The following is a 24327-nucleotide window of genomic DNA, read 5'->3' on the forward strand; positions in this document are numbered from 1 at the left end:
AAATGGCAAAAGCAATGAGCGGACAAAAACCTGTGACACCTTCTCCCGATGGTCTTGCAGCCTCGGTCAAATCGGTCAAAAGGCGGGGTTTACCGCCCGTTCACCTTTGGAATCCTCCGTTTTGCGGCGATCTGGACATCCGTATCGCCAAAGATGGTTCGTGGAGTTATTTAGGCTCACCCATCAACCGTTTCGAGCTTGTGAAGCTTTTTTCCTCAATTCTTAAGAAAGAACACGGCAAGTATTTTCTGGTGACCCCGGTCGAAAAGGTGGGAATCACCGTCGAGGATGCACCCTTTGTCGCCGTGGACTTTGACAACACCGATGAAAGCGGTGCGCAAGTCCTGACGTTCACAACCCAGCTGGGCGATACGGCTGCCGCAGGTCCCGATCATCCGATCCGCATTGTCATCGATCCGGAAACGAATGAGCCGTCCCTTTACATATTGATGCGCGCAAACCTTGAGGCGCGCGTTGACCGCAAGAGCTTTTACCGCCTTGTAGACATCGGCACTGACCATGACGGCTGGTTCGGCGTCTGGTCAGGGGGCGTTTTCTTTCCCCTGATCCAGTCTGATGCGCTGGAGCGTAACTAGGCCAGGCGCACCGATCTTCGGTCTTGTGCCAGCACAACCGCCAGCGCGACGATGCCCGCGCCCAGCGCGCGGGTCCAGTTCCACTCTTCCCCAAGCATCACCATGATTAGCATCACATAGAACGGCGCGATGTTGATGTGAAACGAGGCCAGCGCGACGCCCAGCCTTGCGATGGAACCGACAAACAGAATCTGACTGATCCCCATCGAAATCAGCGCATAGATCGCCAGCATCCCGACCTGATCAACGTCAATCGGAGCAGACGGCAGAATATCCATCCCCAACTGATGCGACACGATCATCAGAATGGTGGCCATGACCAGACCACCGACAAAAACGATCGTGGTGCGCCCGGTCTGGCTCAGTTCGGGGAAATCCCTCGCCGTTGCCTGACTGGCCCAACAGAACAGAACCGTTGAAAGCACGGCGCAGACCGCGCCCAAGCCCAGCTGCGCCGGGGCCATTGAACTGGTGGCGATCAGGCCTCCGATAATCGATACAGCAACGCCAAGGGCAAAGTTCCACTTCAGACGCCGCGTACCTGCGGCAAGTTCGAGCAAGGTCGCCGTCAGCGGGGCGCAGGACGCGATGATCGCGACAGTGACGGGTTCCGTCAGTTTCTGTGCGAGGATGATCAGGAACATGCCGGTACCTATGCCAAGCCCGCCCACCAACAGCGCGTGCCGCCACCGCGCGCGAAGAACGCGTGTCGGACCGTCGATCAGGATCCAGACCGGCACCAGAACAAGCACCGCCAAAGCCAGGCGCGCCGCCAACAGGGCGACAGGGGGCCAGCTTTGAAGCAAAACCTCAGCCGCCGGAAACCCGGCAGCCCAGCACAGCATGGACGCAACCGCCAGACCATTGCCCGACAAGGCAGAGCTCTGGCCTTGGGGCACAGAAGCGGATTGACCGCGAACGGTTTCAGAGCTCATCGCCATGAATTTCAGACCTTCTGTTGGCAGGGCGTCGCAAAATTGATTCGCCGCACAGGCCCGACGGTCGGCGATGTGCCACCGCTATTCTGGTCGATTTTCGACAATCTGTCGTTTTCAGTCCCTTTCCCGGACATCACCCCGGGTCTAAGGTCCCGGCAAAAGGAACACCGAGCACATGCCAAGATTTGCCGCAAATATCTCGCTTCTGTTTGCCGAACTTCCCTATCTGGACAGGTTCGAGGCGGCCGCGCGTGCCGGGTTTTCGGCCGTGGAGATACTGTTTCCATACGATCTGGCGGCCCGTGAAACCAGCCGCGCCCTGCTGGAGAACGGGCTTGAGCTATTGCTGATCAATGCCCCACCGCCCAACTACACAGGCGGACAGCCCGGCTATGCCGCCGTTCCGGGCGGCGAGGCCCGGTTTCAGACCGATATCCGCCGGGTCCTGAGATATGCGCAGGTGCTGCGCGCGGGTCAGATCCACATCATGTCCGGCTATGCAGAAGGCTCAGCAGCGTTTGAGACCTTTGTGCGAAATCTTCAATGGGCCGCTGATTTCGCGCTCACGCAGAAATTCACGATCGAACCGCTGAACACGACGTCGCAACCCGGATATTTTCTGAATGATTATGATCTGGCCGCCAATGTGCTGGACCGCGTGGATCGCCCAAATCTCGGCCTGCAATATGACAGCTTTCACGCAGAAATGATCCACGGTGATGCGCTTGCCATCTGGGACCGTTTTCACCCACTTGTCACTCATGCACAGATCGGAGCGGCCCCCGACCGCGCTGAACCGGGGTGTGGTGAAACGGATTTTCCCGCGCTTTTCGATGCAATAGATCGCTGCGGCTATACCGGGTGGGTCAGCGCCGAATACACCCCGTCAACAGACCGAACCGCAGCCTCGCTGGGCTGGATGCAGAGATGAGGTACTGGAATTCAGGCCTGAAATGCCACACATGGGGGGCAATCAACTGACAGGATAACCGGATGATACCCGCTCGTTACGCTCATGCCATGTACGGACTTATCATGTCTGGTCTGATGTCCTGCATGGTGACCGGCATTGCCACGGTCAAGGCGCTGGGGTTTGGGCCGGACACACTGAGCGACTGGATCGCATCCTGGATGTTTTGCTGGCCAATCGCCTTTACCGTGATCCTGCTGCTGGGTCCCGCAGTGAAACGGCTGGTGGAACGACTGGTCAGGCCCGAAGCCTGACCCGCCGCAAAGATGGCCCGCCGGGCCTGATGCGCGGCGCGTTCCCCGGGTTAGTGCGCCTCGGCCCAGTTTGCGCCCTTCCCTGCATCGACAACCAGTTTGACATCCAGCCTGACCGCGGGATCGGACGCGCCTTCCATCACATCGCGCGCGATACGGATCGTTTCGTCCACAGCGTCTTCGGCCACTTCGAACAACAATTCGTCATGCACCTGCAGTAGCATCTTGGCGGGCAACCCCCTGATCGCTTCCGGCATCCGCACCATAGCGCGACGGATCACGTCTGCCGCTGTGCCCTGAATCGGCGCATTGATCGCCGCGCGGCGCGAGAAGCCCGCATGCGGTCCTTTAGCGTTGATCTCGGGCGTATGGATTTTGCGCCCGAACAAGGTCTGCACGTAGCCATGCTCTTTGGCAAAGGCGACCGTGTCATCCATGTATTTCCGTATCCCCGGGAACCGTTCGAAATAGCGGTCGATAAACCCCTGCGCCTCGGCCCTTGGGATACGCAGATTGCGGGCCAGACCAAAGCCCGAGATGCCGTAGATCACACCAAAGTTGATCGCCTTGGCCTGTCGGCGGATGTCCGGTGTCATTTCGTCCAGCGGCACGTCGAACATTTCGGACGCGGTCATGGCGTGAATGTCCAGCCCATCAGAAAACGCCTGTTTCAAGGCGGGGATATCGGCAATATGCGCCAGAATCCGCAGTTCGATCTGACTATAATCGAGGCTGACCATCACATTTCCCGGCTCGGCGATGAACGCCTCACGAATGCGCCGCCCTTCCTCGGTCCGCACCGGAATGTTCTGCAGGTTCGGATCGGTCGAGGCCAGACGGCCCGTATTGGCCCCGGTGATCGAATATGACGTGTGCACCCGACCTGTATCCGGGTTGATATGGGTTTGCAGCGCGTCGGTGTAAGTCGATTTCAGTTTGGACAACTGCCGCCAGTCCAACACCCGGCGCGGCAACTCGTGCTCGGTCGCGAGATCCTCCAGAATATCGGCCCCAGTCGAATACTTCCCGGTCTTGCCCTTCTTGCCGCCCTCAAGCCCCATCTTGTCGAACAGGATTTCGCCCAACTGGGCGGGAGAACCGACGTTGAAATTCTCACCCGCCAGTTCGTGAATATCAGCCTCTAATCCGGCCATTTTCTGTGCAAATGCGTTGGACATTCGGCTCAGAACATCGCGGTCGACCTTGATGCCGTGCATTTCCATTTCGGCCAGTACCGGGACCAGCGGGCGCTCCAGTGTTTCGTAAACCGTCGTCACCTGAACCTGATGCAGTTGCGGCTTGAACAGCTTCCACAGGCGCAAGGTTATGTCCGCATCCTCGGCGGCATAAGCCGTCGCCTCGTCAATCGGCACCTTGTCAAAGGTAATCGCCGATTTTCCGGACCCCAGCAGCGGTTTGATCGGGATCGGTGTGTGGCTCAGATACCGTTCGGACAGCGTATCCATACCATGACCGTGCTCTCCACCATGCATGGAGTAGGACATCAGCATCGTGTCATCGATCGGCGAAACGTTGACACCATAGCGCGCAAAGATCTTGGCATCGTATTTCATGTTCTGCCCGATTTTCAGGATCGAGGGGTCCTCGAGCATCGGTTTCAGCAGGGTCAGAGCCTCATCCAGCGGCATCTGTCCCTCGGCCAGTGCATCCGAACCGAACAGATCATCAGCGGATCCATCGCGGTGCGTCAGCGGAATGTAACAGGCCTCGCCCGCCTCTATGCACAGCGATATGCCAACCAGACCGGCAATCATTTCATTGAGGCCGGTGGTTTCGGTGTCCACGGCGACCCAGCCGCGTTCATAGCCTTGATCGATCCATTTCAGAAGCGCGCCTGCGTCCCTGACGCATTCGTATTTCGACGCATCGAACGGAACCGCTTCGGCTTCCTCAACCTCGGCGGCAGGCGCGGGCGCATCAGCGATGACCGGAGCCTCGGCCCCCAGCTTGTCAGCAATACGCTTGGTAAGCGTCCGAAACTCCATCTCGGCCAGAAAACCCAGCAGAGTTTCGGCATCCGGGTCCTTCACCTCCAGATCGTCCAGCGAGAAATCCAGCGGCGTGTTTTCGTCCAGTTGCACCAGTTTCTTCGACAACTCGATCTGGTCACGCTTCTCGATCAGGGTCTGGCGGCGTTTGGGTTGTTTGATCTCTTCGGCCCGGTCCAGCAGGGTTTCCAGATCACCGTATTCGTTGATCAGCAGCGCCGCGATCTTGACCCCGATCCCCGGCGCGCCTGGTACGTTGTCGACCGAATCCCCGGCCAGCGCCTGCACATCCACCACGCGCTCGGGCCCGACGCCGAATTTTTCGACTACGCCGTCGCGGTCGATACGCTTGTTTTTCATCGCATCAAGCATCTCGACCCCGTCACCGACTAGTTGCATCAGGTCCTTGTCAGAGCTGACGATGGTCACACGGCCCCCCGCCGCACGCGCCTGAACGGCCAGCGTTGCGATGATGTCATCCGCCTCATAACCCTCCAGTTCCTTGCAAGCGATATTGAAGGCGCGCGTCGCTTCACGGGTCAGAGGCATCTGCGGGCGCAGGTCTTCGGGCATTGCCTCGCGGTTGGCCTTGTACTGATCATAAAGATCATTCCGGAACGTGTGCGAACCCTTGTCGAAGATCACCGCCACATGAGTCGGCGCATCCGGCCCGGCGTTCCCTTCCACATATTTCTGCAGCATGTTGCAAAAGCCCGACACAGCACCGATCGGCAAGCCATCGGATTTCCGCGTCAGCGGTGGCAGCGCGTGGTAAGCCCTGAAAATAAAGGCCGATCCATCGATCAGATGCAGGTGACACCCTTTTCCGAAATTGCTCATGCGCGCTCTCCCTGTCGGTCACGGATGGTTCTGCCACAGGGGCGCTCGGGTGGCCAGTCAAGAAGGTGATCTATCTGGCGCAGATATGTCGACCTACGCTGTGCTGAATGCCCTGCGTGCCTTGTCCCAACGCAACCCCGTGCGATCTGCGATCATCTGCATCTGCTTGTTCAGCGAGCGATCATTCAATCGGCGGTTCAGCGTGCGCAAGGGAATGAGGTTACGTTCCCCGTACCCATCAATCAAAAGAAACATGCGGACCTGACCACGCAGCCCGTAAACGATGTTCTGTTCGTGGATATCGCGCCCCACGATCTGATATTCGAACAGCTTTTGAACAAATCGATTGAGGTCGGCCAAGACTTCCTCGGTCAGCTTGTGCTGCTCACACATCCACAACAGATGTTTTGCCAGTTTGGAGTCTTCGGATTGAACACGCTCCACCACAACCCCCGGCCCGACATCCGTCTGTACGACGCCAAACGACCGCGCCAAAGGCAGTTGCGCAATGTCCTCACCGCTTTTCAACGCGGCTTTCAGCTCACACTCGATCTCTTTCAGGGCGTTGCGATATGCGGTGTCCGGCATGATCCGCCTGATCAACCGCTTGGAAAAGGAACGGTTTCGACGTGTTCGCGGGCGCGTTACCTTGATCAACAGGTCAGGCTGGCCCGGATACGCGTATACGTTTCTGTGGCCGCCTTTTGCCAAGGGCTCCTGATCCGACAGGTGCAAAAGCTGTACTGCACAAAGCATCCGGCCTCCGTTCTGCGCGGCACGTGTCACGCTGTCAGCTTGATGCCTCGCTGCCAGACAGCACGTATTTGCAGTCGCAATAGGGGCATTCAACCCAGCCGGTATCCTCGGGGATCTGCAACCAGACGCGCGGATGGCCCAATGCCCCCTCGCCGCCATCGCAGGCGACACGAGCGGTTTCGACGATCTTGGTTTCCGGCGCTTCGATGGTCACGGCTGGCGATCCTTCTTCGGTTGTCGGCCTCGCGGGCATGTATTAGGTGCGTTTATGAGCGATGAGCAAACCGGGGGCAAGAGCCACATGAGCGATGCGGCAATCAGGATCGAAGGGTTGCGCAAGACCTATCGCGGCGGCAAGGGCCAGCCCGAAAAGCAGGCGCTGAAAGGTATTGATCTTACGGTTCCGCGTGGATCGGTTTTTGGTCTGCTGGGACCGAACGGGGCCGGGAAGTCCACCCTGATCAATATTCTGGCCGGGTTGGTGATAAAATCCGCGGGCAACGTGTCGATCTGGGGCTTTGATCAGGATCAGCATCCCCGCCAGTCGCGGGCGGCCATCGGCGTGATGCCGCAGGAATTGAACCTTGACCCCTTCTTCACACCGCGCGGCGCTTTGGAGGTTCAGGCAGGTCTATATGGCGTTCCCAGGGCGCAGCGCCGCAGCGATGAGATTCTCGAACTGGTCGGCCTGAGCGACAAGGCCGAAGCCTACGCCCGCACCCTGTCTGGCGGTATGCGGCGGCGGTTGTTGCTGGCCAAGGCACTGGTCCACCACCCCAGGATTCTGGTCTTGGATGAACCGACGGCGGGCGTGGATATCGAACTGCGCCAGATGCTTTGGGCCAATGTCCGAAAGCTGAACGAGCAGGGCATGACCATTATCCTGACCACGCACTACCTGGAAGAAGCGCAGGAGATGTGTGACGAGATCGCCATCATCAACCATGGCGAAAAGATCGCGCAGGACAGCACCGCGAACCTGCTGGGCCGTATGGACAGCCGCACCATGGTGATCGTGCCGGACAACCCGGTCGCCGACCTGCCCGCGACGCCGGGGGTTGAGGCCACGCTGCGCGAAGATGGCAACCTTGTCCTTCAGTATCGAAGCGCCCAGACCAGCGCCGAACAGGTTCTGGAATCGGTGCGCGCGGCCAATATTCGTATCCGCGATGTTCGTACCGAAGAGGCCGATCTCGAGGATGTGTTCCTCGCGCTGACGTCCAGCCGCAGGGATGATCCCCCGGCTGCCGATCAGGACCAGCCGCGCCGGGGCATGCACCGGGTCAAGCTTTAGGCCCGGTCTATCCGCGCCTGATAGCAGTTGTTTCGTGCAGACCGGACGTGGATATATGCAACGTCCGGGCGGGTGAAAATCTCCGTGACCTTTTTACTGATCTGATCCGTTGCGGTGATCGCGCCGGTGCCATAGACGATCCGGTCGTCCTGCCCGTAGCCCTTGATCAGATAGTCGGGCGATGTGGTCAGAATCTCGGGCAGCGCTTCACCCCCGTACTGCTCGCAAAGGGCGGCACATAAGAAGATCGGGCCGGTTTCGGCGTAGGGATGTGTCTCTAAAAAAGGCCGATGTGCCAATATCAGCATTTCCTCGCCCTCAGGAATGTTCTGCAGGCAGTGTCGGCAGGGATTCCCAGCCCCGGTGGAAACTACACGTTCCGGGGTGGCGCCATAGGCATCCGGTCCTCCTTTCTGAAGGGCGCGTACATCTTCGGTCGGTAATGCGGTGATTTTGAACATTTCGGTTCTCCTTTTGGCAACGATGCCCGTGACCTCAAGCCCAGGCGACCCGTTTCCTGCGCAAAGGACTCGAAAAAGAACAAAACGTGAATATAATATGGAATCGCCATGTATGCCGAACTGTCGATCACATCGAATTTCACCTTCCTCACCGGGGCTTCGCACCCCGAGGAGTACATGGAACGTGCCGTCACCCTGGGCCTGCCCGCCATCGCGATTGCCGATGACAACTCGGTCGCCGGCATCGTCCGCGCCCACACGCAGGGGCGCGAGATCGCCCGCAAGGTGCGTGAACGGCTGGAGTGGGAGGCGCAGAACACCTCGATCGGCCCGCCCTGCCCCGATCACATCCCCAAACCGCTCTCTTATCCGGTCCATGCAGTGCCGCGCCTGATCCCGGCGGCGCGGCTGATTTTCACTGACGCGCCCACCGTCACCGCCCTGCCCCTGAACCGGCAGGGTTGGGCCAACCTGTGCCGTATCCTGTCGGCAGGTCGCCTGCGCGCCGAAAAGGGCGACTGCATCCTGCATCTGTCAGACCTTCTGGAATTCTCCGACGGTCTCCACCTGCTGCTCTGGCCACTGGCGATCCGGTCCCGGGGCGGCGCGAACGCATGGCGGACACAGGCACAACAGCTGACGCGCCGCTTTGCCGGGCGGATACACCTGTTGATGCACCCCCGATATGATGGCGCGGATAGCGCATATTTCTCTGTGTTAGAGACTGAATCAAAGCAACTTGACCTCCCCACACTCGCCAGCGCCACACCGATGATGCATCACGGTACACGCCGCAAGCTGGCCGATGTGGTGACCGCCATCCGCCTACGCCGCAAGGTCGACGAACTGGGCCGCGATGCGCTGGCCAACGGGGAACAGCGCCTGCGATCCGAGGCCGAGATGCTGCGGATCTTCAAAGGCTATGAGGGTGCCGTCGCCCGCGCCCATGCGCTCAGCGAGCAACTCACCTTCTCGCTGGACGAGCTGCGCTATGAATATCCCAGCGAAGGTAGCGAACAGGAAACCCCGACCGAGCGTCTGCACCGTCTGGCGCATGAAGGGCTGAAATGGCGCTATCCGGCGGGCGCGTCGGAGAAGGCGCAAAACATGCTGGCGCATGAGCTCACCCTTATCGGCAAGCTGAAATACGAACCCTATTTCCTGACCGTCCGCGACATCGTCCATTTCGCCCGCTCCCGCAGCATCCTCTGCCAGGGGCGTGGCTCGGCGGCCAATTCAGTGGTCTGTTTCTGCCTCGGCATCACCGAAGTCAGCCCCGAGATGGGCACAATGGTCTTCGAACGTTTTGTCTCGGAAGCTCGCGATGAGCCCCCCGATATCGACGTGGATTTCGAACATGAACGCCGTGAAGAGGTGATTCAGCACATATATGACCGCTATGGCCGCGAACGCGCAGGCCTCTGCGCGACGGTCGTGCATTATCGCGGCAAGCGCGCCATACGCGAGGTCGGCCGCGCCATGGGCCTGACCGAAGACACCATCTCTGCGCTCTCGTCACAGCTCTGGGGATTCTTCTCGGCTGCCGGGCTCGAGGCGCACCGGATGCGCGAAATCGGCCTCGATCCCGAAGACCGACGGCTAAAACAGACTCTAATGTTAGTGTATGAGATCGATGGCTTCCCCCGCCACCTGTCGCAGCACGTGGGCGGGTTCATCATTACCGAGGGGCGGCTGGACGAACTTGTCCCCATCGAAAACGCCACCATGGAAGGCCGTACGGTTATCTGCTGGGATAAGGATGATATCGACAGCCTGGGCATCCTCAAGGTCGATGTTCTCAGCCTCGGGATGCTGACCTGTATCCGCAAGGCGTTTGATCTGATCGGGCAGCATCATCAGACCGATTACACATTGGCCACCCTGCCGCCCGAGGATCCGGCGGTTTATGACATGCTGTGCGTGGCCGACAGTGTGGGCGTGTTTCAGGTGGAATCACGTGCACAGATGAACTTTCTGCCGCGGATGAAGCCGCGCAAATTCTATGATCTGGTGATCGAGGTCGCCATCATCCGCCCCGGCCCCATTCAGGGCGACATGGTCCATCCCTATATCCGGCGGCGGAATGGCGAAGAGCCGGTTGTTTTCCCGTCTGATGCGTTGGGTGAGGTGCTGGGCAAGACCATGGGCGTGCCGCTGTTTCAGGAACAGGCGATGCAGATCGCCATCGTGGGCGCGGGTTTCACCCCGGAACAGGCTGACCGATTGCGCCGTTCATTGGCAACATTCAAGAAACATGGCAATGTCAGTGAATTCCGCGCCCTGTTTCTGCGCGGCATGAAGCGCAACGGCTATGAGGATGATTTTGCCGAGCGTTGCTTCTCGCAGATCGAAGGCTTCGGTTCATACGGCTTCCCCGAAAGCCACGCGGCCAGCTTTGCGCTGCTGGTCTATGCTTCGGCCTGGATCAAATGCCACCATCCCGGCATCTTCGCCTGCGCGCTGCTGAACTCGCAGCCGATGGGATTCTATGCCCCGGCCCAGATCGTGCGTGATGCGCGCGAGCACGGGGTTCAGGTCCGCCCGGTTTGCATCAATGCCAGTTTCTGGGACAATGTGATGGAACCCGATGGCCATGGTGGGTTGGCCCTGCGGCTGGGGTTCCGCCAGATCAAGGGGCTCAGCGAGGAAGATGCCAGTTGGCTCACCGCCGCGCGCGGCAATGGCTATCATCAGGTCGACGATGTCTGGCGTCGTGCGGGCCTTGGCCCCTCGGTGATCGAACGCCTGGCCGAGGCCGATGCCTTCGCCGCCTGCGACCTGACCCGGCGCGAAGCGCTGTGGCAGGCCAAGGCGATTGCGACCGCCAAACCTCTGCCACTGTTCTCGCAGGATCTGGAGGGCGAGGCGCTGGATGAGCCCGAAGCCTACCTGCCACAGATGACATTGGGCGAGCAGGTGGTCGAGGATTACGTCGCCACCCGTCTCAGCCTCAAGGCGCATCCGGTGGCCTTGCTGCGGCACCTGCTGACGCCGGGCCAGCGCGACAAAACCACCCCTGTAGCCTGACCGGTTAACCGGATATTGCCCAAGAACAGAGTCGAATCCCAGGATCGTCATGACCCGACCTACCCTACCCCCACGCTTTCCGGCGACACCGGACCAGATCAACACGCAAGTCCGCGCTTTCTATGCACGTGTGCGCGAGGATGCCGTGCTTGGCCCGGTCTTTGCCAACCATGTCGACGACTGGCCCGCGCACGAGGAAAAGATCGCCGCCTTCTGGCGCAATGCCATCCTGTTTGAGCGCAGCTATGACGGTAACCCGCAGCGGGTTCATATCGAACGGTCCGATGTGAAACCCGAACTCTTCGCCCGCTGGCTCGACCTGTTCGAAGAAGTCGCCACCCAAACGCTACCGCCTGAAACCGCCACGCCGTGGGTCGCATTGGCTCGTCGCATCGGTGTGGGGATGAAGGCCGGGGTGCAATCGGCGCGCCAGCCCAAGGACGCGCCGCCGATCCTGCAATGACCTGAGATCATGACGGCTTTGCCATGTTAGCGATAAAATAGGGGCTATCCGCCCCCGGAAAATGTGTTTAGTCAAAGGAAAAACCAGCCCGAGAATTCATCCGGGTTGCCGCGTCAACCGCAACCACACCGACCCACGACCCGAGGCCAACTGATGAGCACTCAAAACTCCACCCTTCGGGGACTTGGCTACGCGTTTCTGGGCTTTGCGGTCTTTGCCAGCCATGACGCGCTGATCAAGGTCCTGGGCGGCACCTATTCGGTGATGCAGATCATCTTTTTTGCCACGCTGTTTTCCTTTGTCCCCATGGCGGTCACGATCCTGACCGACCGGACGACAGGAAACTTTCTACCCCACCGTCCATGGCTGGTCCTGTTGCGGTCCGGCCTGATGGTCACGGCCATGTCCTGCGCGTTCTATGCCTTCTCGGTCCTGCCGCTGGCCGAGGTCTATTCGCTGCTGTTTTCCTTCCCGCTGATCGTCACGGTCCTGTCGATCCCGATTCTGGGCGAGGTGGTCCGCGCGCAACGCTGGGCCGCGGTCGGCGTGGGCCTGATCGGCGTGCTGATCGTTCTGCGCCCGGGCACAACGGACATCACGTTGGGCCATCTGGCAGCCCTGACGGCCGCCTTCTGCAGCGCCTTTGCCTCGGTCCTGGTACGCAAGATCGGAAACGAAGAACGCTCGGCCGTTCTGATCCTCTACCCCATGCTGCTGGCAATCGTGGTGATGAGCCTCGCCCAACCGGCGGTGTACCTGCCCCCATCGCTGCTGCACCTGGCGATGATGGCCCTTGTCGGCGTTTTCTCGGTGATCGCGCAACATCTGATCATCATGGCCTATCGCGCCGCTCCCGCCGGGGTTGTCGCCCCCAGCCAATACAGCCAGATCATCTGGGCCACGATATTCGGAATGGCTTTCTTTGGCGAACAACCCGACGGTTGGGTCGCAGTCGGGGCCAGCATCATCATTGCATCTGGCGTATTCGTGGTCTGGCGCGAAAGCCGGTCCAACACCACTTCGGTTAACACTCCGGTTTTGCGGGTCCGATCGCCAAGGTCGGATACGGGTGCGTCGAGACCGGGCTCATAATTCCAAGCAGACGACATCTCTGCCGCTTATGATCCAGATCTTAGAGAACTTTGATCCCGGATTCTCACACGACTCCAGCGCGGACACCTTCCATTCAAGATCTTCAAAGTTGTCCAAATCTGTATTTGAGTAGATGAGGAGGTCATCAACGTCTGAACCGCATTTCTTGGCTTTAATACAAATTGCTCTTTGAACAAGATTTCGAAACTTGGTTTTTCTTTGTGGGTCCATCAAGCCTATGTCACGTCAGATTAGCTCACCTGAAGCTTGTGCCTTTCTTGCGAAACGCGTCCATTCTGCTTGCTCGCGAGGATCACAAGCTTCGACGACCTCAACACCAATGTTAATTCCTCGGCTCGTCAAAATGAAATCCGGATTCTCACTTTCCACAACTTTCAGAGGAAATTTTAGCTGACCGCTCTGGTTCTGAAACTCCAAGAGGAGCCGAAGACAAAATCTTTCGAGCTCCTTCTGTCGTCCTCGTCGCTCTAAACGAGGGGGAGCCGAAGCCCCCCATGTTCTTAGTATCTTTACAAGTTCGGAACTAGTTTGAGCGACGATGGCCTCCGACACTAGTAAACTACGACCGAGCGGATGCTCTCGCCCTTATGCATCAGGTCGAACCCGTGGTTGATGTCGTCCAGACCCATGGTGTGCGTGATCATCGGATCGATCTCGATCTTACCTTCCATGTACCAGTCGACGATCTTGGGCACGTCGGTCCGGCCACGGGCGCCGCCAAAGGCTGTACCGCGCCACGAACGGCCTGTGACCAGCTGGAACGGACGGGTCGAGATTTCGGCACCCGCGGGCGCCACACCGATGATGATCGATTCACCCCAGCCCTTATGCGCCGATTCAAGTGCTGCGCGCATTACGCCGACATTGCCGGTGGCGTCAAAGGTATAATCCGCGCCGCCCTTGGTCAGATCGACCAGGTAAGGCACCAGATCGCCTTCGACTTCGTTCGGGTTCACGAAATCGGTCATCCCGAATTTGGTGGCCATCTCGACCTTGGACGGGTTCAGGTCGACGCCGACGATCTGATCCGCTCCGGCCAGACGCAGGCCCTGAATCACGTTCAGGCCGATACCACCCAGACCGAACACGATAGCACGGCTGCCGATTTCGACCTTGGCAGTGTTGATCACCGCGCCGATGCCGGTGGTTACACCGCAGCCGATATAACAGATCTTGTCGAAGGGTGCGTCCTCGCGCACCTTGGCCAGCGCGATCTCCGGCAGAACCGTGTGGTTCGAGAAGGTCGAACAGCCCATGTAGTGCAGGATCGGATCGCCATCCAGCGTCGAAAAGCGCGAAGTGCCGTCGGGCATCAGGCCCTGACCTTGCGTGCTGCGGATCGCCTGGCACAGGTTCGTTTTGGGATGCAGACAGTATTCACACTCACGACATTCCGGAGTGTAAAGCGGGATCACATGGTCGCCCGGCTTCAGGCTGGTCACACCCGGGCCAACCTCGACCACAACACCTGCGCCTTCGTGGCCCAGAATGGCCGGAAACAGACCTTCGGGGTCAGCACCTGAAAGGGTGAATTCGTCTGTATGGCAGATGCCGGTGGCTTTGATTTCAATCAGAACCTCGCCCGCCTTGGGGCCTTCAAGGTTCACGTCCATCACTTCCAAAGGTTTGCCCGCCTGAACGGCAACGGCGGCACGGGTACGCATGGTGTTTGTCTCCCTGTCTTAAATTGCCCCGACCCTGCGTCAATTGCAGAGCGTTTTCAACTGCGCTTTGATGGCAAATTGGCTAATTGTTTGATATTGCAGAAACGACATTGTCAGAAAGAGGAACGCCAATGCATCGATTAATCCCGCTTGTGATCCTTCTGGCAGCCTGTACCGACACCAGCATTCCCGAAGATGTCGCCGCCACCCCCCAAGCCGCTTCGGTGGAACTGGCCTTTTGCAAGGGAGAACCCTTTGCCGATTCCGTTGGCCAGCCGGTCTCGAGCATCCAGGCGGATCTGCCCGAGCGAGCCCGTGTACTGGGCCCGGATGACATCGCCACACAGGATTACCGCATCGACCGGCTGAACGTTTACGTGAACGGGGCCGGGATCGTTCAGCGGCTGGCCTGCGGGTAGGGGTCGGACTCGACTCTGGCATCGATTCTCAGATAAGAACAAAATGAGAACATCTTGATGTCTGCCGATGCCCAAACGCCGAATACTTTCGCTGTGGTTCCCCCGTCTGGGGGCTGAACGGCTGGTCCGCGCCGCGCGGGGCCTGCAGGATGGGCCTTTGGCCGTGGTGACCGAGCAGTCGAATATGCAGGTCGTCACCTCGCTGAACGCCGAAGCCCAGGCCGCCGGTCTGCGCGTGGGTCAGCCGGTGCGCGACGCCCATGCCATGTGTGCATCACTTGTGACACGCCCCCGCAATGCCCCGGCCGAGGCCGCGTTTCTGACCGCGTTGCGTCGCTGGGTGGGCAAGTTCAGCCCTTGGGTGGCCGAGGAATCACCGGACGGGCTGATTGTCGACCTGTCGGGCTGCGCGCATCTGTTCGGTGGCGAAGAAGCGTTGCTGAGCGTGATCGAGACCGACTGCGCCGATATGGGGCTGAGCGTGCAGATGGGCATCGCAGATACGTTGGGGGCAGCCTGGGCCTTGGCGCGCTATGCCGGGCAAGAGGCCACGTCCGACCGCAACGGTGACGCCATCAGCCAGGAGGCCCGCGCCACGCGCGCCCGCGCAGGCAAGCGGCGGCACTGGACCAAAGGCGGGGCCGCGCCGCAAGTAATGGCACTGGGTGGCGGCGCACGGATCGCAGCGCCGGGGCAATCCTATGGCGCGCTCAGCCCCCTGCCCATTGCAGCGCTTCGGCTCGAGGATCAGGTGGTCGCGCAACTGAACCGGCTGGGCCTGCGCCGGATCGGCGATCTGCTGGGCCAGCCCCGCGCCTCTCTGGCGCGGCGGTTCGGGCGGGGGCTGGTTCTGCGGCTGGATCAGGCGATGGGCAGCGCCCCCGAGCCGGTCTCGCCCGCCCGTCCGCCGCATCACTTTGCGGTGCGGATGACCCTGCCCAACCCGATCGGATTGGTCGAGGACGTGATGGCCGCCATCGATCGTATTCTGCCCACGCTCTGCGCCAGATTGGAAGAGAAGGGCCGCGGCGTCCGTGCCCTACGGCTCGAAGCGTATCGTGCGGATCAGGCGGCCGAGATCATCGAGGTCGGTCTGGCCCGCCCAACCTATGATAAACACCGTATTCGCCCTTTGTTAGAGATGAAAATCGACAAGATCGACGCAGGTTATGGCATCGACATGCTGCGACTTGAGGCGGTGCAGTCCGAGCCCATCCACGCCCGGACCCGAACCGGCCATGCCGAAGCCAGCCGCGCCGCCCGGGAACGGCTGGAGGGCAACAGAGCCGTCGAAGACCTGATCGGAAAACTGGGCGCGCGGGTGGGTCTGGAGGCGATCACACGGCGCCACCCGGCGGCGTCTCACATCCCCGAAAAAACGGCTCAGACCCTGGCCGCCGCGTGGTCGGAACCCGCCCGCAACTGGCCCGTCCCGCCACGCCCCCGGCCTTTGCAGATTTGGCAGCCCGAACCGGTGATGGCCCCGGAAACCCCAGAAGTGCCCGGTGCCTTTCGCTGGCGCGGGCGGGACTGGCAGCTGGCACAAGCCACCGGTCCGGAACGCATCGCGCCCGAGTGGTGGCTGGACGATCCCAACTGGCGCAGCGGGGTGCGCGATTACTGGGTGGTGGTGACAGAACAGGGTGAGCGGCTTTGGCTGTTTTACGGCCATGGCGGCACCCTGTCGGCGGGCTGGTTCTGTCAGGGGCAGTTCGGCTGATACTACCTGCCGCGAAACACCAGAAAGTCCGGCAGATAATCAAAAAACCGGACCAGCCACGAAAACGGAGCCGGAAAATCGGTGCGAAACCGGCGTCGCGACATCGCCTTGACCACACGGTTTGCCGCATCTTCCGGCGTCATCAGCATCGGCATCTTGAATTTGTTCTTCTCTGTCAGCCGGGTCTTGATGAAACCGGGGTTGACGATGCGCACAGTCACACCGGTGCCGGCAAGATCAAGCCGCATGGATTCCGCCAATGAAATCAGCGCTGCCTTGCTGGCGGCGTAACCAATCGCCGCCGGTAACCCACGATAACCCGACAACGACCCGATCAGCGTGATATCCCCGCGACCAGCCTGAACAAAGCCCGGCACTGTTTCGCCAAGAACCCGCAGGGCACCCGTGAAATTCACGTCATTCATCGCAAGAACGGCCTCGGTATCCCAGTGTTTTGCGGGCATCGGCTCGTAGATGCCGGCATTGTAAACCAGTCCGTCGACCTCTCCGACCTGTTGCCGCGCACGGCGAACCGCCTCAAGGTCCGCGACATCAAATGGAACGGCGCGCGCATTGGGCAGCGACCCGCAGATTTCTTTCAGACGTTCGGCGTTGCGGGCGGACAGGACCAGATGCGCCCCTTTGTTGCTCAGCGCCTCGGCCAGCGAGCGGCCCAGCCCTTCACTTGCGCCAATGATCCAGTAGGTCTTTCCATCAAAATCGATCATGCCTTTTCATTCCGGTTGTAACAGTCGTTTTACGCACCGGTGACCCGAAAGGATCACCCACCGTCCGGACCTGGGGATGCCACCTCAAACAGCCTTGGGATGCTAAGATACAGCAAAGTATTGCTTTTTATTGATCCACTGTCTTTGGCCCCGCGTATCTCAGTAAATAACGCATAACGAGGATGGAATGTTCGACGAAACCCCGCGTGTACGCAAGAAAATCGCAGTCATCGGCGCAGGCATTTCAGGCCTCTCTGCAGCTTATTACCTTTCCGAAGACAACGACGTAACCGTGTTCGAGGCCGAGCCCCGGCTGGGTGGTCACGCCCGAACGGTTATGGCTGGAAGGAACGGCGACCAGCCCGTCGACACCGGGTTCATTGTATTCAACTACGTTACCTACCCGCATCTGACGCGCCTGTTCGATGAACTGAACGTTCCCGTCAGCAAAAGCGAGATGAGTTTCGGGGCAACCATCGACAACGGCCGGATCGAGTACGGGCTGAACAACCTGCGAACCTTGACGGCGCAGAAACGTAACCTGACACGCCCTGCCTATTACAAGATGATTGCGGACATTTTGCGCTTTGGAAAAGAAGCACCCGATGCGGCCAAGGATGACGACACCACAATTGGCGAACTGGTTGACCAGTTGCGCCTGGGTCACTGGTTCCGCCACAACTATCTGATGCCAATGTGTGGCGCGATCTGGTCCACCCCGGTCGAGTTCGTCGATCAGTTCCCGGCCCGTTCACTGGTTCAGTTTTTCCGCAACCACGCACTTTTGGCCTCTGGCCGCGCCAATCAGCATCAATGGTATACAGTCACGGGCGGAAGTATCGAATATGTCCGCCGGATCGATGCCGCTTTGCGTGCGCGTGGCTGTGAGATCCGCTTGGCCGCACCGGTTGATCACATTCAGCGCAGCGATCTGGGGGTTACAATTCACAGCCAGGGTGTCTCGGACCTGTTTGACGAGGTGATACTGGCCACGCATTCGGATCAGTCACTTGCCATTCTGGGCCAGGGCGCCACTGCATCAGAGAAGGCTGCCCTGGGCGCGATCCGGTATCAGCCGAATGTCGCAACACTTCACTGCGACCCCGCCCAGATGCCGCGTCGGCGCGCCTGCTGGTCCAGCTGGACCTACCGGTCGCAAGCCGGACAGGTAGGCGTGACATACTGGATGAACCGGCTTCAGAACATTCCCGATAGCGATCCTCTCTTCGTTACGCTGAATGCGCCGACCGAAATCGGCGACGACAAGATCTATGATCAGGTGGAATTTGCGCATCCGGTCTTCGACAAGGCCGCAATCAAGGCGCAGGCGCAGATCCGAAACATGCAGGGGCAAAACCGGACATGGTTTGCCGGAGCCTACAACCGACATGGGTTCCATGAAGACGGGATTGCCAGCGCAATGCATGTTGTCGGGCTGATCAAAGGAAACTCGCAAACTCCCGGAGCTGAACATGGCGTTCCTGAAGAAGCTGCCATCCCTGTTTCAACCGACGCATAACAGCTGGCGTGCCGCGCTGTTGTCCGTTGCGATGCTTGCCCCGGGCGGGCTGGCGGCCTCTCCGGTCTTTGGTGTTCTGGACAATGCTCAGACGCGCGGCGCGGCGACCTTCCGGTACCTGGGCTTTCCTCTGTATGATGCGCAACTGTTCACGCAAGGTGGGGCGCCGCTCAGCTGGAGCAGAGATTTTGGCCTGGAACTGCGTTATCGGCGGAACCTGACAAAAAAAGCGCTCGTGAACTCGACACTGGATGAAATGAAACGCATCGGGCGCGCCGCGCCGGTTCGGCAACAGCTGGATGGTTGTTTCGACGCCGTCAGCAAAGGCGACACCTTTCTGGCCGTGTCACAGGGGCCGGACAAAGTGAGCTTCTGGCTGAACGGTCGCAAGACATGCACGATGGCTTACCCGGGGATCACACGCAGCTTCATGTCCATCTTCCTGGGCGAAAACACGCGCTCCGCCGCTTTCACCCAGTCGCTGTTGGGGAAATGATGCTTTATCCGCGGGTCAGCCTGTATGCGCTGATGCTTTCTGCGGCCGGTATCCCGCTGTACATACATTTGCCTCGGTTTGCGGCTGTCAATCTGGGCATTGGACTGGCCACGATCGGCACGGTACTTCTGGCGATCCGCCTGATCGATCTGGTGCAGGATCCACTGATCGGCTGGGCCATAGACCGTTGGCCAGGTGCGCAGGTTCTGTTCGCGGCCATGGCCATGACGGGTCTGGCGGTCGGATTTCCCTTGCTGTTCTCATTGCCTCAGGGCGCAAGTGTGGCGGCCTTGGTCGCCATTCTGATCCTGTTGTTTTCAGCCTATAGCCTTGGCACTATCCTGCTTTATGGCCGCAGCGCGACACTTGCCAAACGGCCTGACCCGAAAGAGCTGATGACGCTGGCCGCCTATCGGGAAAGCGGGCAATTGGCCGGGGTGATCCTTGCCGCAGGTGCGCCGGCATTGCTGGCGGCCCTTGGGGCACAATCGCAAGGATATCCCGCATTTGGGCTGTTCCTCGGGATAATGGCTATCCTGTCAATTGTTTTGACATTCCCCATGTGGCGGCGACCGCCGATAACCGGACAGGGACTGACATATTCCGGCCTGGGCCAGGCTGGTGCGCTCAGGCTGCTGGTGCTTGCACTGGTAAACAGCCTGCCGGTGGCAATAACATCCACACTCTTTCTTTTCTTTGTCGAAGATCGGCTGCAACTGCCGGGTAAAGCCGGACCTCTTTTGATCCTGTTTTTCCTTAGCGCGGGCGCAAGTGTTCCGTTCTGGGCGCGTCTCAGCAACCGAATTGGCCGTAAACAGACTCTGATTATTGCGATGCCCCTGTCGATTGCCAGCTTTGTCGGGGCAGCCCTTCTGGCTACCGGAAATGTCACGGGGTTTGCGTTGATCTGCATGACCTCGGGCGCGGCACTGGGGGCAGACATGGTGGTCTTGCCCGCCATGTTCTCGGTGGTTTTGACACGTGCCGGGCTGAATGCTTCGGCTGCGTTCGGCATCTGGTCTTTCGCTGGGAAACTGGGCCTGGCCTTGGCGGCCTTCTTCACACTGCCCCTGCTTGAACGCAGCGGATTCACCCCCGGACAGGCTAACTCGGCCCAGGCATTGAAAACACTCAACCTGGCTTACGCCGTGCTGCCCTGCATTCTGAAACTTGGCGCGTTCGGATTGGTCCTGACGCTGCCCTCAAAGGAGCCCATCCAATGAAACTCCTTGCAATTCTCCTGTTTGCCCTGCTTGCCCTGTTGTTTGCGAAAAGGCGCTATTTCAGTTTTCAGTCTCAATCACCCGCAGATTATTCCGACACAGGCCCGAAGTTTTCGCTGAAAGAGCAACTGAACGGGGAAATCCTGTCCGAAGGGCTGATCTTTGGGCCAAACGGAAAGATGTCCAACAGCTTTGTCGCGCGCATGGTGGGGGAATGGACCGGAAATTCCGGGACGCTGACCGAGCATTTCAGCTATTCCAACGGCAAACAAATTACCCGCAAATGGTACCTGACCCTGGGCACCGGCAACACTTTTACGGCAACCGCAGACGATATTGTCGGAGAAGGAAAGGGCGTTATCGCAGGCTCGACCGTCAGGCTTTCCTACCGGATCGTGCTGCCTGAAGATGCCGGCGGGCATATTCTGAACGTCACCGACTGGATGTATCTGACCGAAAACGGAGCGATCATGAACCGGTCCGAGATGCGGAAATTTGGGGTGAAGGTCGTCGAGTTGATAGCGACCATGCGCCCCGCCCCAGCGGTCAAGACCAACCACCTGAACGGTGCACATGGTCGCGACACGACAACCGAGGCTAGGACACTGCAATGACCTTTCGCCGCTTTCTGGCAGGCTGTATGGCCATTGCCGCGCTTATGATCCTTGCCGCCTGTTCCGCCAAGCCAAAGGTTCCCAAGACCTTTCTTTCTGATCGCCAACTGAACCTTGAGGAATTCTTTGACGGTCAGACGGTGGCCTATGGGCAGTTTCAGGATGTTTTGGGCAATGTCTCGCGCCGCTTCACGGTCGATATTGAAGGCAGGTGGACCGGCGAAACACTGACATTGGTCGAAGACTTCACTTATGACGACGGCGCGACCGAGCAGCGCGTCTGGACCCTGACCAAGACAGGTGAGGATACCTGGACCGGGACAGCCCCGGGTGTGCTGGGCACCGCATCTGGCATCGAGCGGGGCGACACATTCAACTGGAAGTACAGCATCGACCTGCCGGTCAAAGACGGCACGATGCGGGCCGATTTCGATGACTGGATGTGGCTGCTGGACGACGACAGGCTTCTCAATCGTGCATACCTGTCACGATTTGGCGTCCGTTTGGGCGAGGTTATCCTGTTCTTCGAAAAGAAGTAGTTCGGGGATGAGCAGCCACGTCATGCAACCGCAGTCTGACGCCCCAAACGGCTGGGCACCGCATTCTGTCTGAACACTAGGCCGACTTTTCGGTCTTTTCCTCAACTGGCTCAGCATCCATTTCGATCACTTCCGCCTCGTCACTCGAAACATCCACAACGTCTTGTTCCGGCTCGGATTTATCCTCGAGCGCGCCGACGATCAGAGGCAGCATATGCACCCCTGTGGCACTGGCGATTTCCGGTGTTTGCGGCGTTTGCCAGCTGAGCGTATCAAAGCTGTGACAGTTCTGGCAGACCGGGGCCCACTCAGCCTGAATGTCGTGACAGTTGTCACAGACCCATTGCGGACCACGCGGCGCGTTCAGCGCCTTGGCCAGCCACCCCTGCACCACCGCGTCCGACGAACCCTCGCCCCGCTCAATTGCAGCCATCAGCGTATAGGCCCGGGCATCTGCCTGTTTTTCCACGACGTCGCCCAGCGCACGGCGGGCTTCGGGGAAATCTTCGGCAACGATATTGAGTTCCGCCAGGATCAGCCGGGTTTCCTGATGCTGAGGATGAATACGGGTCAGTGCCGTAAAGCGCTTGATCCGTTCGGATGGCGTTTCATCCGGTACGATCTCGGCAAAGGCATGCGCCAGATCGGGGTGAGGCTGAACCTCCCACGCTTTTTTCAGAATCTTGGTTGCCGCCCGGGGCTTGCCTTTGGCGATATAGGCCCGTGCAGCCATTGCAGCGGCCGGAACCAGATCGGGTGACAGCCTGTTGGCTTCTATCGCGTGCTCCTGCTGTTCGAGAGTCGCATCTTCGTCCAGAATATCCTTGGCCTCGGACAGGGCCAGAACTGCGTCGCGGCGCTTGAACACGTCGCGCGGCAGGTGGCCCGCTTTCAGTTTGGCGGTCAGGGTTGAACGCGCGCCGGCCCAATCCTGCGCCTTGGTCTGGAGACCCAGCAGAATATCCTGCGTTTCCTGGTGCCGCGGCTTGATCGCCAGCGCCTTTTCGGCCAGCTTGCGCGCGGTTTCATCATCACCTTCGGCAAGTTTCTGTTTCATGATGCCGCGCACACCGACAAAACGGGTCGAGTTGTTCGTAACCAGCTTCTTGTAGGTCTCTGACGCCTTTTTGGTGTCGCCATTCAATTCGGCCACCTGCGCCACAAGCAGGTTCGTCAGCTCGGGCTTGTTCAACAGTTTTTCGGCCTTCGTAGCCTTGTTCAACGCTATGCGTCCTTCCCCCGAAGCCAGCGCCATCAGACCGTCAGCCAGTGCCTGATAGCCGCGCTGCTCGCGGCTGCGGTCGAAATAGCGCGACAGGGCGGTTTCGTCGCCATTCAGGAATTTCAGCGTCGCAACCAAAAGGCTGAGCAGCTTGAAGAACAGCCAGACACCCAGGACCAGCAGACCCAGCCCAATCACGGATTGAAGCGGCCCTAACGTGTATTCCGTGCCCCCGGCCGTGATCTGAACACCGCCGCTGGTTTCCATAAGGAACCCTGCGCCCATGGCCAGCAGACCGATAATCGCAACAAAAACAAGAATCTTAAACAATGACCACAGCATGGCAGGCCCTTCAGTTCGAGTTTGCGCTTGGTTGAAGCGCATTTGCGGCGGCTACAGCGGCGACCCGTGTCTGAGCCGCCTGTTCCCAGTCTGCCATTGCCGATTGTCCGGCTTCAGGCAGGGATTTGAGTTCATTCAGCGCCGCTGGCAGGTCCCCGCTGGCCAAAGCGGCCTGCGCCCGCGACAGGATCGCGTCCGGGCTGTCCCCATCCTGCGGTGTAACTGACCGGGCGCCCGTCTGGCGCTGCAAAAACGCAATCACGCCCGCACCTTTGTCCGCATCACGAGCGTCCGCAAGCGCCGCCCGGGCCGCCGGATCAAACGAGGCCCGCAGGCTGGACAGGCTGTCCACACCCTTGTCCGACGGACCCGACAAGGCACCAGGCACATCCACGCCATTGGCTGTCAGTTCAGCCACCAGATCGGCATAAGGCTGACCCGCGTCCAGTTGACCCTGCAGGCGCGACACGATCGCTGCGTTGGTCGCAGCCAGTGCTTCGGCCGAAGCTTTCGCCTCAAGCGCCTGTGCGTCGCTTACCATCTTCTCGACCTCGGCGCGCTGTGCGGCCAGGGAATCCTGCAGCTTTTTCAACTCAGCCTCGAAGGCAGCTGATGTTTCCTGAGATGCCCCCTGGGTCAGAGCGTTGCTTTCAAGATCACTCAGGCGGGTGTCCAGAGGATCAACTTTGCTGCTGAGGGTGTCGACACTGGATTTCAGGGCGCCCAGATCCGTTTCGACCGGGGCCAGCTTGTCAGCCAGGGCAGTTACCTGATCGGAAAGACCGGAAACATCTGGAGCGTCTGCAAGAGATTTCGAAAGCTCCACAATCTGGTCTGACTGTTCGGCCAGTTTCGCCTCAAGCGCGGAAAGGGCGTCTTCTGAACCCGAGCCATTGGCCAGATACCCGCTGCCCACGACATAGCCGATAGCCGCCGCGACCACGCCGCCGATCAGGGCTGGCACGAACCCACCCTTCTTTTCCACAACCCGTTCGACAGTTTTTTCTGCAACCGGCGCAGAGGCGGCTTCGGCTTCGGCTTCGGCTTCGGCTTCGGCTTCGGCTTCGGCTTCGGCTTCGGCTTCGGCTTCGGCTTCGGCTTCGGCTTCGGCTTCGGCTTC

23 protein-coding genes are annotated in these 24327 nt (G+C 59.7%); 14 read left to right on the top strand and 9 right to left on the bottom strand.

The window, feature by feature from the left end:
* Window positions 1–14 precede the first annotated feature (14 nt).
* Entirely contained in the window at window positions 15–596 is a 582-nt protein-coding gene (locus ACR0JW_RS18745; RefSeq protein WP_170680020.1) for a DUF1285 domain-containing protein, read from the top strand.
* Here the strand turns inward: ACR0JW_RS18745 and ACR0JW_RS18750 are convergent.
* A complete protein-coding gene (locus ACR0JW_RS18750) occupies window positions 593–1531 on the bottom strand; it encodes a DMT family transporter (RefSeq protein WP_170680023.1) in 939 nt (312 codons plus the stop codon). The genes ACR0JW_RS18745 and ACR0JW_RS18750 overlap by 4 nt on opposite strands.
* A gap of 178 nt (window positions 1532–1709) precedes the next feature.
* On the opposite strand from ACR0JW_RS18750, the gene ACR0JW_RS18755 reads away from it, so the two are divergent.
* Together ACR0JW_RS18755 and ACR0JW_RS18760 are read left to right on the top strand one after the other, a co-directional pair.
* Entirely contained in the window at window positions 1710–2465 is a 756-nt protein-coding gene (locus tag ACR0JW_RS18755) for a TIM barrel protein (protein WP_170824967.1), read from the top strand.
* Window positions 2466–2527: 62 nt separating this feature from the next.
* Window positions 2528–2758, top strand: a complete 231-nt coding sequence (locus ACR0JW_RS18760) for a DUF2798 domain-containing protein (protein ID WP_170680027.1) — start codon at window positions 2528–2530, stop codon at window positions 2756–2758.
* Window positions 2759–2808: 50 nt separating this feature from the next.
* On the opposite strand, the gene polA is transcribed toward ACR0JW_RS18760, so the two are convergent.
* The 3 genes from polA to ACR0JW_RS18775 form a co-directional block, all read right to left on the bottom strand.
* Entirely contained in the window at window positions 2809–5607 is a 2799-nt protein-coding gene (gene polA, locus ACR0JW_RS18765; protein ID WP_480714297.1) for a DNA polymerase I, read from the bottom strand.
* A gap of 93 nt (window positions 5608–5700) precedes the next feature.
* Complete coding sequence (locus ACR0JW_RS18770) at window positions 5701–6393, bottom strand: YrbL family protein (RefSeq protein WP_480714298.1); 693 nt, start codon at window positions 6391–6393, stop codon at window positions 5701–5703.
* Window positions 6394–6397: 4 nt separating this feature from the next.
* Window positions 6398–6577, bottom strand: a complete 180-nt coding sequence (locus tag ACR0JW_RS18775) for a zinc-finger domain-containing protein (RefSeq protein ID WP_170612878.1) — start codon at window positions 6575–6577, stop codon at window positions 6398–6400.
* Window positions 6578–6664: 87 nt separating this feature from the next.
* On the opposite strand from ACR0JW_RS18775, the gene ACR0JW_RS18780 reads away from it, so the two are divergent.
* Entirely contained in the window at window positions 6665–7657 is a 993-nt protein-coding gene (locus tag ACR0JW_RS18780) for an ABC transporter ATP-binding protein (protein WP_170680299.1), read from the top strand.
* On the opposite strand, the gene ACR0JW_RS18785 is transcribed toward ACR0JW_RS18780, so the two are convergent.
* A complete protein-coding gene (locus ACR0JW_RS18785) occupies window positions 7654–8118 on the bottom strand; it encodes a DUF1203 domain-containing protein (RefSeq protein ID WP_170680031.1) in 465 nt (154 codons plus the stop codon). The genes ACR0JW_RS18780 and ACR0JW_RS18785 overlap by 4 nt on opposite strands.
* Window positions 8119–8226: 108 nt before the next feature.
* On the opposite strand from ACR0JW_RS18785, the gene ACR0JW_RS18790 reads away from it, so the two are divergent.
* The 3 genes from ACR0JW_RS18790 (at window position 8227) to ACR0JW_RS18800 (ending at window position 12700) form a co-directional block, all read left to right on the top strand.
* Entirely contained in the window at window positions 8227–11145 is a 2919-nt protein-coding gene (locus ACR0JW_RS18790) for an error-prone DNA polymerase (RefSeq protein ID WP_170680033.1), read from the top strand.
* A 49-nt stretch (window positions 11146–11194) separates the two neighbouring features.
* Window positions 11195–11608 carry a group III truncated hemoglobin gene (locus tag ACR0JW_RS18795; protein WP_170680035.1) on the top strand — a complete coding sequence of 138 codons (414 nt, stop codon included), beginning with the start codon at window positions 11195–11197 and terminating at the stop codon, window positions 11606–11608.
* Between the two features lie 153 nt (window positions 11609–11761).
* A complete protein-coding gene (locus tag ACR0JW_RS18800; RefSeq protein WP_170680037.1) occupies window positions 11762–12700 on the top strand; it encodes a DMT family transporter in 939 nt (312 codons plus the stop codon).
* Between the two features lie 572 nt (window positions 12701–13272).
* Here ACR0JW_RS18800 and ACR0JW_RS18805 read toward each other — a convergent pair.
* The gene (locus ACR0JW_RS18805) at window positions 13273–14385 is read right to left on the bottom strand and encodes an S-(hydroxymethyl)glutathione dehydrogenase/class III alcohol dehydrogenase (RefSeq protein WP_170680039.1); all 1113 of its coding nucleotides are present in this window, start codon (window positions 14383–14385) and stop codon (window positions 13273–13275) included.
* Between the two features lie 131 nt (window positions 14386–14516).
* Between ACR0JW_RS18805 and ACR0JW_RS18810 the strand changes: the two genes are divergently transcribed.
* Entirely contained in the window at window positions 14517–14804 is a 288-nt protein-coding gene (locus ACR0JW_RS18810; RefSeq protein WP_170680041.1) for an I78 family peptidase inhibitor, read from the top strand.
* Between the two features lie 67 nt (window positions 14805–14871).
* Window positions 14872–16524 carry a Y-family DNA polymerase gene (locus ACR0JW_RS18815; protein WP_170680043.1) on the top strand — a complete coding sequence of 551 codons (1653 nt, stop codon included), beginning with the start codon at window positions 14872–14874 and terminating at the stop codon, window positions 16522–16524.
* A gap of 2 nt (window positions 16525–16526) precedes the next feature.
* Here ACR0JW_RS18815 and ACR0JW_RS18820 read toward each other — a convergent pair whose 3' ends face one another.
* Window positions 16527–17252 carry an SDR family NAD(P)-dependent oxidoreductase gene (locus ACR0JW_RS18820; RefSeq protein WP_170612860.1) on the bottom strand — a complete coding sequence of 242 codons (726 nt, stop codon included), beginning with the start codon at window positions 17250–17252 and terminating at the stop codon, window positions 16527–16529.
* 187 nt (window positions 17253–17439) lie between these two features.
* Between ACR0JW_RS18820 and ACR0JW_RS18825 the strand changes: the two genes are divergently transcribed.
* The 5 genes from ACR0JW_RS18825 to ACR0JW_RS18845 are packed head-to-tail and all read left to right on the top strand — an operon-like array spanning window position 17440 to window position 21643.
* Window positions 17440–18771, top strand: a complete 1332-nt coding sequence (locus ACR0JW_RS18825) for an FAD-dependent oxidoreductase (RefSeq protein WP_170680045.1) — start codon at window positions 17440–17442, stop codon at window positions 18769–18771.
* Window positions 18725–19267: a hypothetical protein gene (locus ACR0JW_RS18830; RefSeq protein ID WP_480714299.1), complete on the top strand. Its 543-nt coding sequence runs from the start codon at window positions 18725–18727 to the stop codon at window positions 19265–19267. The genes ACR0JW_RS18825 and ACR0JW_RS18830 overlap by 47 nt, the downstream gene beginning before the upstream one ends.
* A complete protein-coding gene (locus tag ACR0JW_RS18835; protein ID WP_480714300.1) occupies window positions 19267–20490 on the top strand; it encodes an MFS transporter in 1224 nt (407 codons plus the stop codon). The genes ACR0JW_RS18830 and ACR0JW_RS18835 overlap by 1 nt, the downstream gene beginning before the upstream one ends.
* On the top strand, window positions 20487–21104 hold the full coding sequence (locus ACR0JW_RS18840) for a DUF3833 family protein (RefSeq protein WP_170680049.1): 618 nt from the start codon (window positions 20487–20489) through the stop codon (window positions 21102–21104). Before ACR0JW_RS18835 ends, ACR0JW_RS18840 begins: the two co-directional genes overlap by 4 nt.
* Window positions 21101–21643, top strand: coding sequence for a DUF3833 family protein (locus tag ACR0JW_RS18845; RefSeq protein WP_170680051.1), 543 nt, complete (start codon window positions 21101–21103; stop codon window positions 21641–21643). Before ACR0JW_RS18840 ends, ACR0JW_RS18845 begins: the two co-directional genes overlap by 4 nt.
* Before the next feature lie 76 nt (window positions 21644–21719).
* Here the strand turns inward: ACR0JW_RS18845 and ACR0JW_RS18850 are convergent, their stop codons facing one another.
* Window positions 21720–23207 carry a heme biosynthesis HemY N-terminal domain-containing protein gene (locus tag ACR0JW_RS18850; protein WP_170680053.1) on the bottom strand — a complete coding sequence of 496 codons (1488 nt, stop codon included), beginning with the start codon at window positions 23205–23207 and terminating at the stop codon, window positions 21720–21722.
* A gap of 10 nt (window positions 23208–23217) precedes the next feature.
* Window positions 23218–24327: COG4223 family protein (locus ACR0JW_RS18855; protein WP_480714301.1), on the bottom strand; the 1110-nt coding region annotated here is incomplete at its 5' end.

The sequence above is a fragment of the Ruegeria sp. BG6 genome (assembly GCF_056538465.1).

What these genes read in the sequence shown, in the direction of transcription:
- ACR0JW_RS18745 (WP_170680020.1), top strand. Translation starts at nt 15, where the DNA reads ATGAGCGGACAAAAACCTGTGACACCTTCTCCCGATGGTCTTGCAGCC.
- ACR0JW_RS18750 (WP_170680023.1), bottom strand. Translation starts at nt 1,531, where the DNA reads ATGAGCTCTGAAACCGTTCGCGGTCAATCCGCTTCTGTGCCCCAAGGC.
- ACR0JW_RS18755 (WP_170824967.1), top strand. Translation starts at nt 1,710, where the DNA reads ATGCCAAGATTTGCCGCAAATATCTCGCTTCTGTTTGCCGAACTTCCC.
- ACR0JW_RS18760 (WP_170680027.1), top strand. Translation starts at nt 2,528, where the DNA reads ATGATACCCGCTCGTTACGCTCATGCCATGTACGGACTTATCATGTCT.
- polA (WP_480714297.1), bottom strand. Translation starts at nt 5,607, where the DNA reads ATGAGCAATTTCGGAAAAGGGTGTCACCTGCATCTGATCGATGGATCG.
- ACR0JW_RS18780 (WP_170680299.1), top strand. Translation starts at nt 6,665, where the DNA reads ATGAGCGATGCGGCAATCAGGATCGAAGGGTTGCGCAAGACCTATCGC.
- ACR0JW_RS18785 (WP_170680031.1), bottom strand. Translation starts at nt 8,118, where the DNA reads ATGTTCAAAATCACCGCATTACCGACCGAAGATGTACGCGCCCTTCAG.
- ACR0JW_RS18790 (WP_170680033.1), top strand. Translation starts at nt 8,227, where the DNA reads ATGTATGCCGAACTGTCGATCACATCGAATTTCACCTTCCTCACCGGG.
- ACR0JW_RS18795 (WP_170680035.1), top strand. Translation starts at nt 11,195, where the DNA reads ATGACCCGACCTACCCTACCCCCACGCTTTCCGGCGACACCGGACCAG.
- ACR0JW_RS18800 (WP_170680037.1), top strand. Translation starts at nt 11,762, where the DNA reads ATGAGCACTCAAAACTCCACCCTTCGGGGACTTGGCTACGCGTTTCTG.
- ACR0JW_RS18805 (WP_170680039.1), bottom strand. Translation starts at nt 14,385, where the DNA reads ATGCGTACCCGTGCCGCCGTTGCCGTTCAGGCGGGCAAACCTTTGGAA.
- ACR0JW_RS18810 (WP_170680041.1), top strand. Translation starts at nt 14,517, where the DNA reads ATGCATCGATTAATCCCGCTTGTGATCCTTCTGGCAGCCTGTACCGAC.
- ACR0JW_RS18815 (WP_170680043.1), top strand. Translation starts at nt 14,872, where the DNA reads ATGCCCAAACGCCGAATACTTTCGCTGTGGTTCCCCCGTCTGGGGGCT.
- ACR0JW_RS18820 (WP_170612860.1), bottom strand. Translation starts at nt 17,252, where the DNA reads ATGATCGATTTTGATGGAAAGACCTACTGGATCATTGGCGCAAGTGAA.
- ACR0JW_RS18825 (WP_170680045.1), top strand. Translation starts at nt 17,440, where the DNA reads ATGTTCGACGAAACCCCGCGTGTACGCAAGAAAATCGCAGTCATCGGC.
- ACR0JW_RS18830 (WP_480714299.1), top strand. Translation starts at nt 18,725, where the DNA reads ATGGCGTTCCTGAAGAAGCTGCCATCCCTGTTTCAACCGACGCATAAC.
- ACR0JW_RS18835 (WP_480714300.1), top strand. Translation starts at nt 19,267, where the DNA reads ATGCTTTATCCGCGGGTCAGCCTGTATGCGCTGATGCTTTCTGCGGCC.
- ACR0JW_RS18840 (WP_170680049.1), top strand. Translation starts at nt 20,487, where the DNA reads ATGAAACTCCTTGCAATTCTCCTGTTTGCCCTGCTTGCCCTGTTGTTT.
- ACR0JW_RS18845 (WP_170680051.1), top strand. Translation starts at nt 21,101, where the DNA reads ATGACCTTTCGCCGCTTTCTGGCAGGCTGTATGGCCATTGCCGCGCTT.
- ACR0JW_RS18850 (WP_170680053.1), bottom strand. Translation starts at nt 23,207, where the DNA reads ATGCTGTGGTCATTGTTTAAGATTCTTGTTTTTGTTGCGATTATCGGT.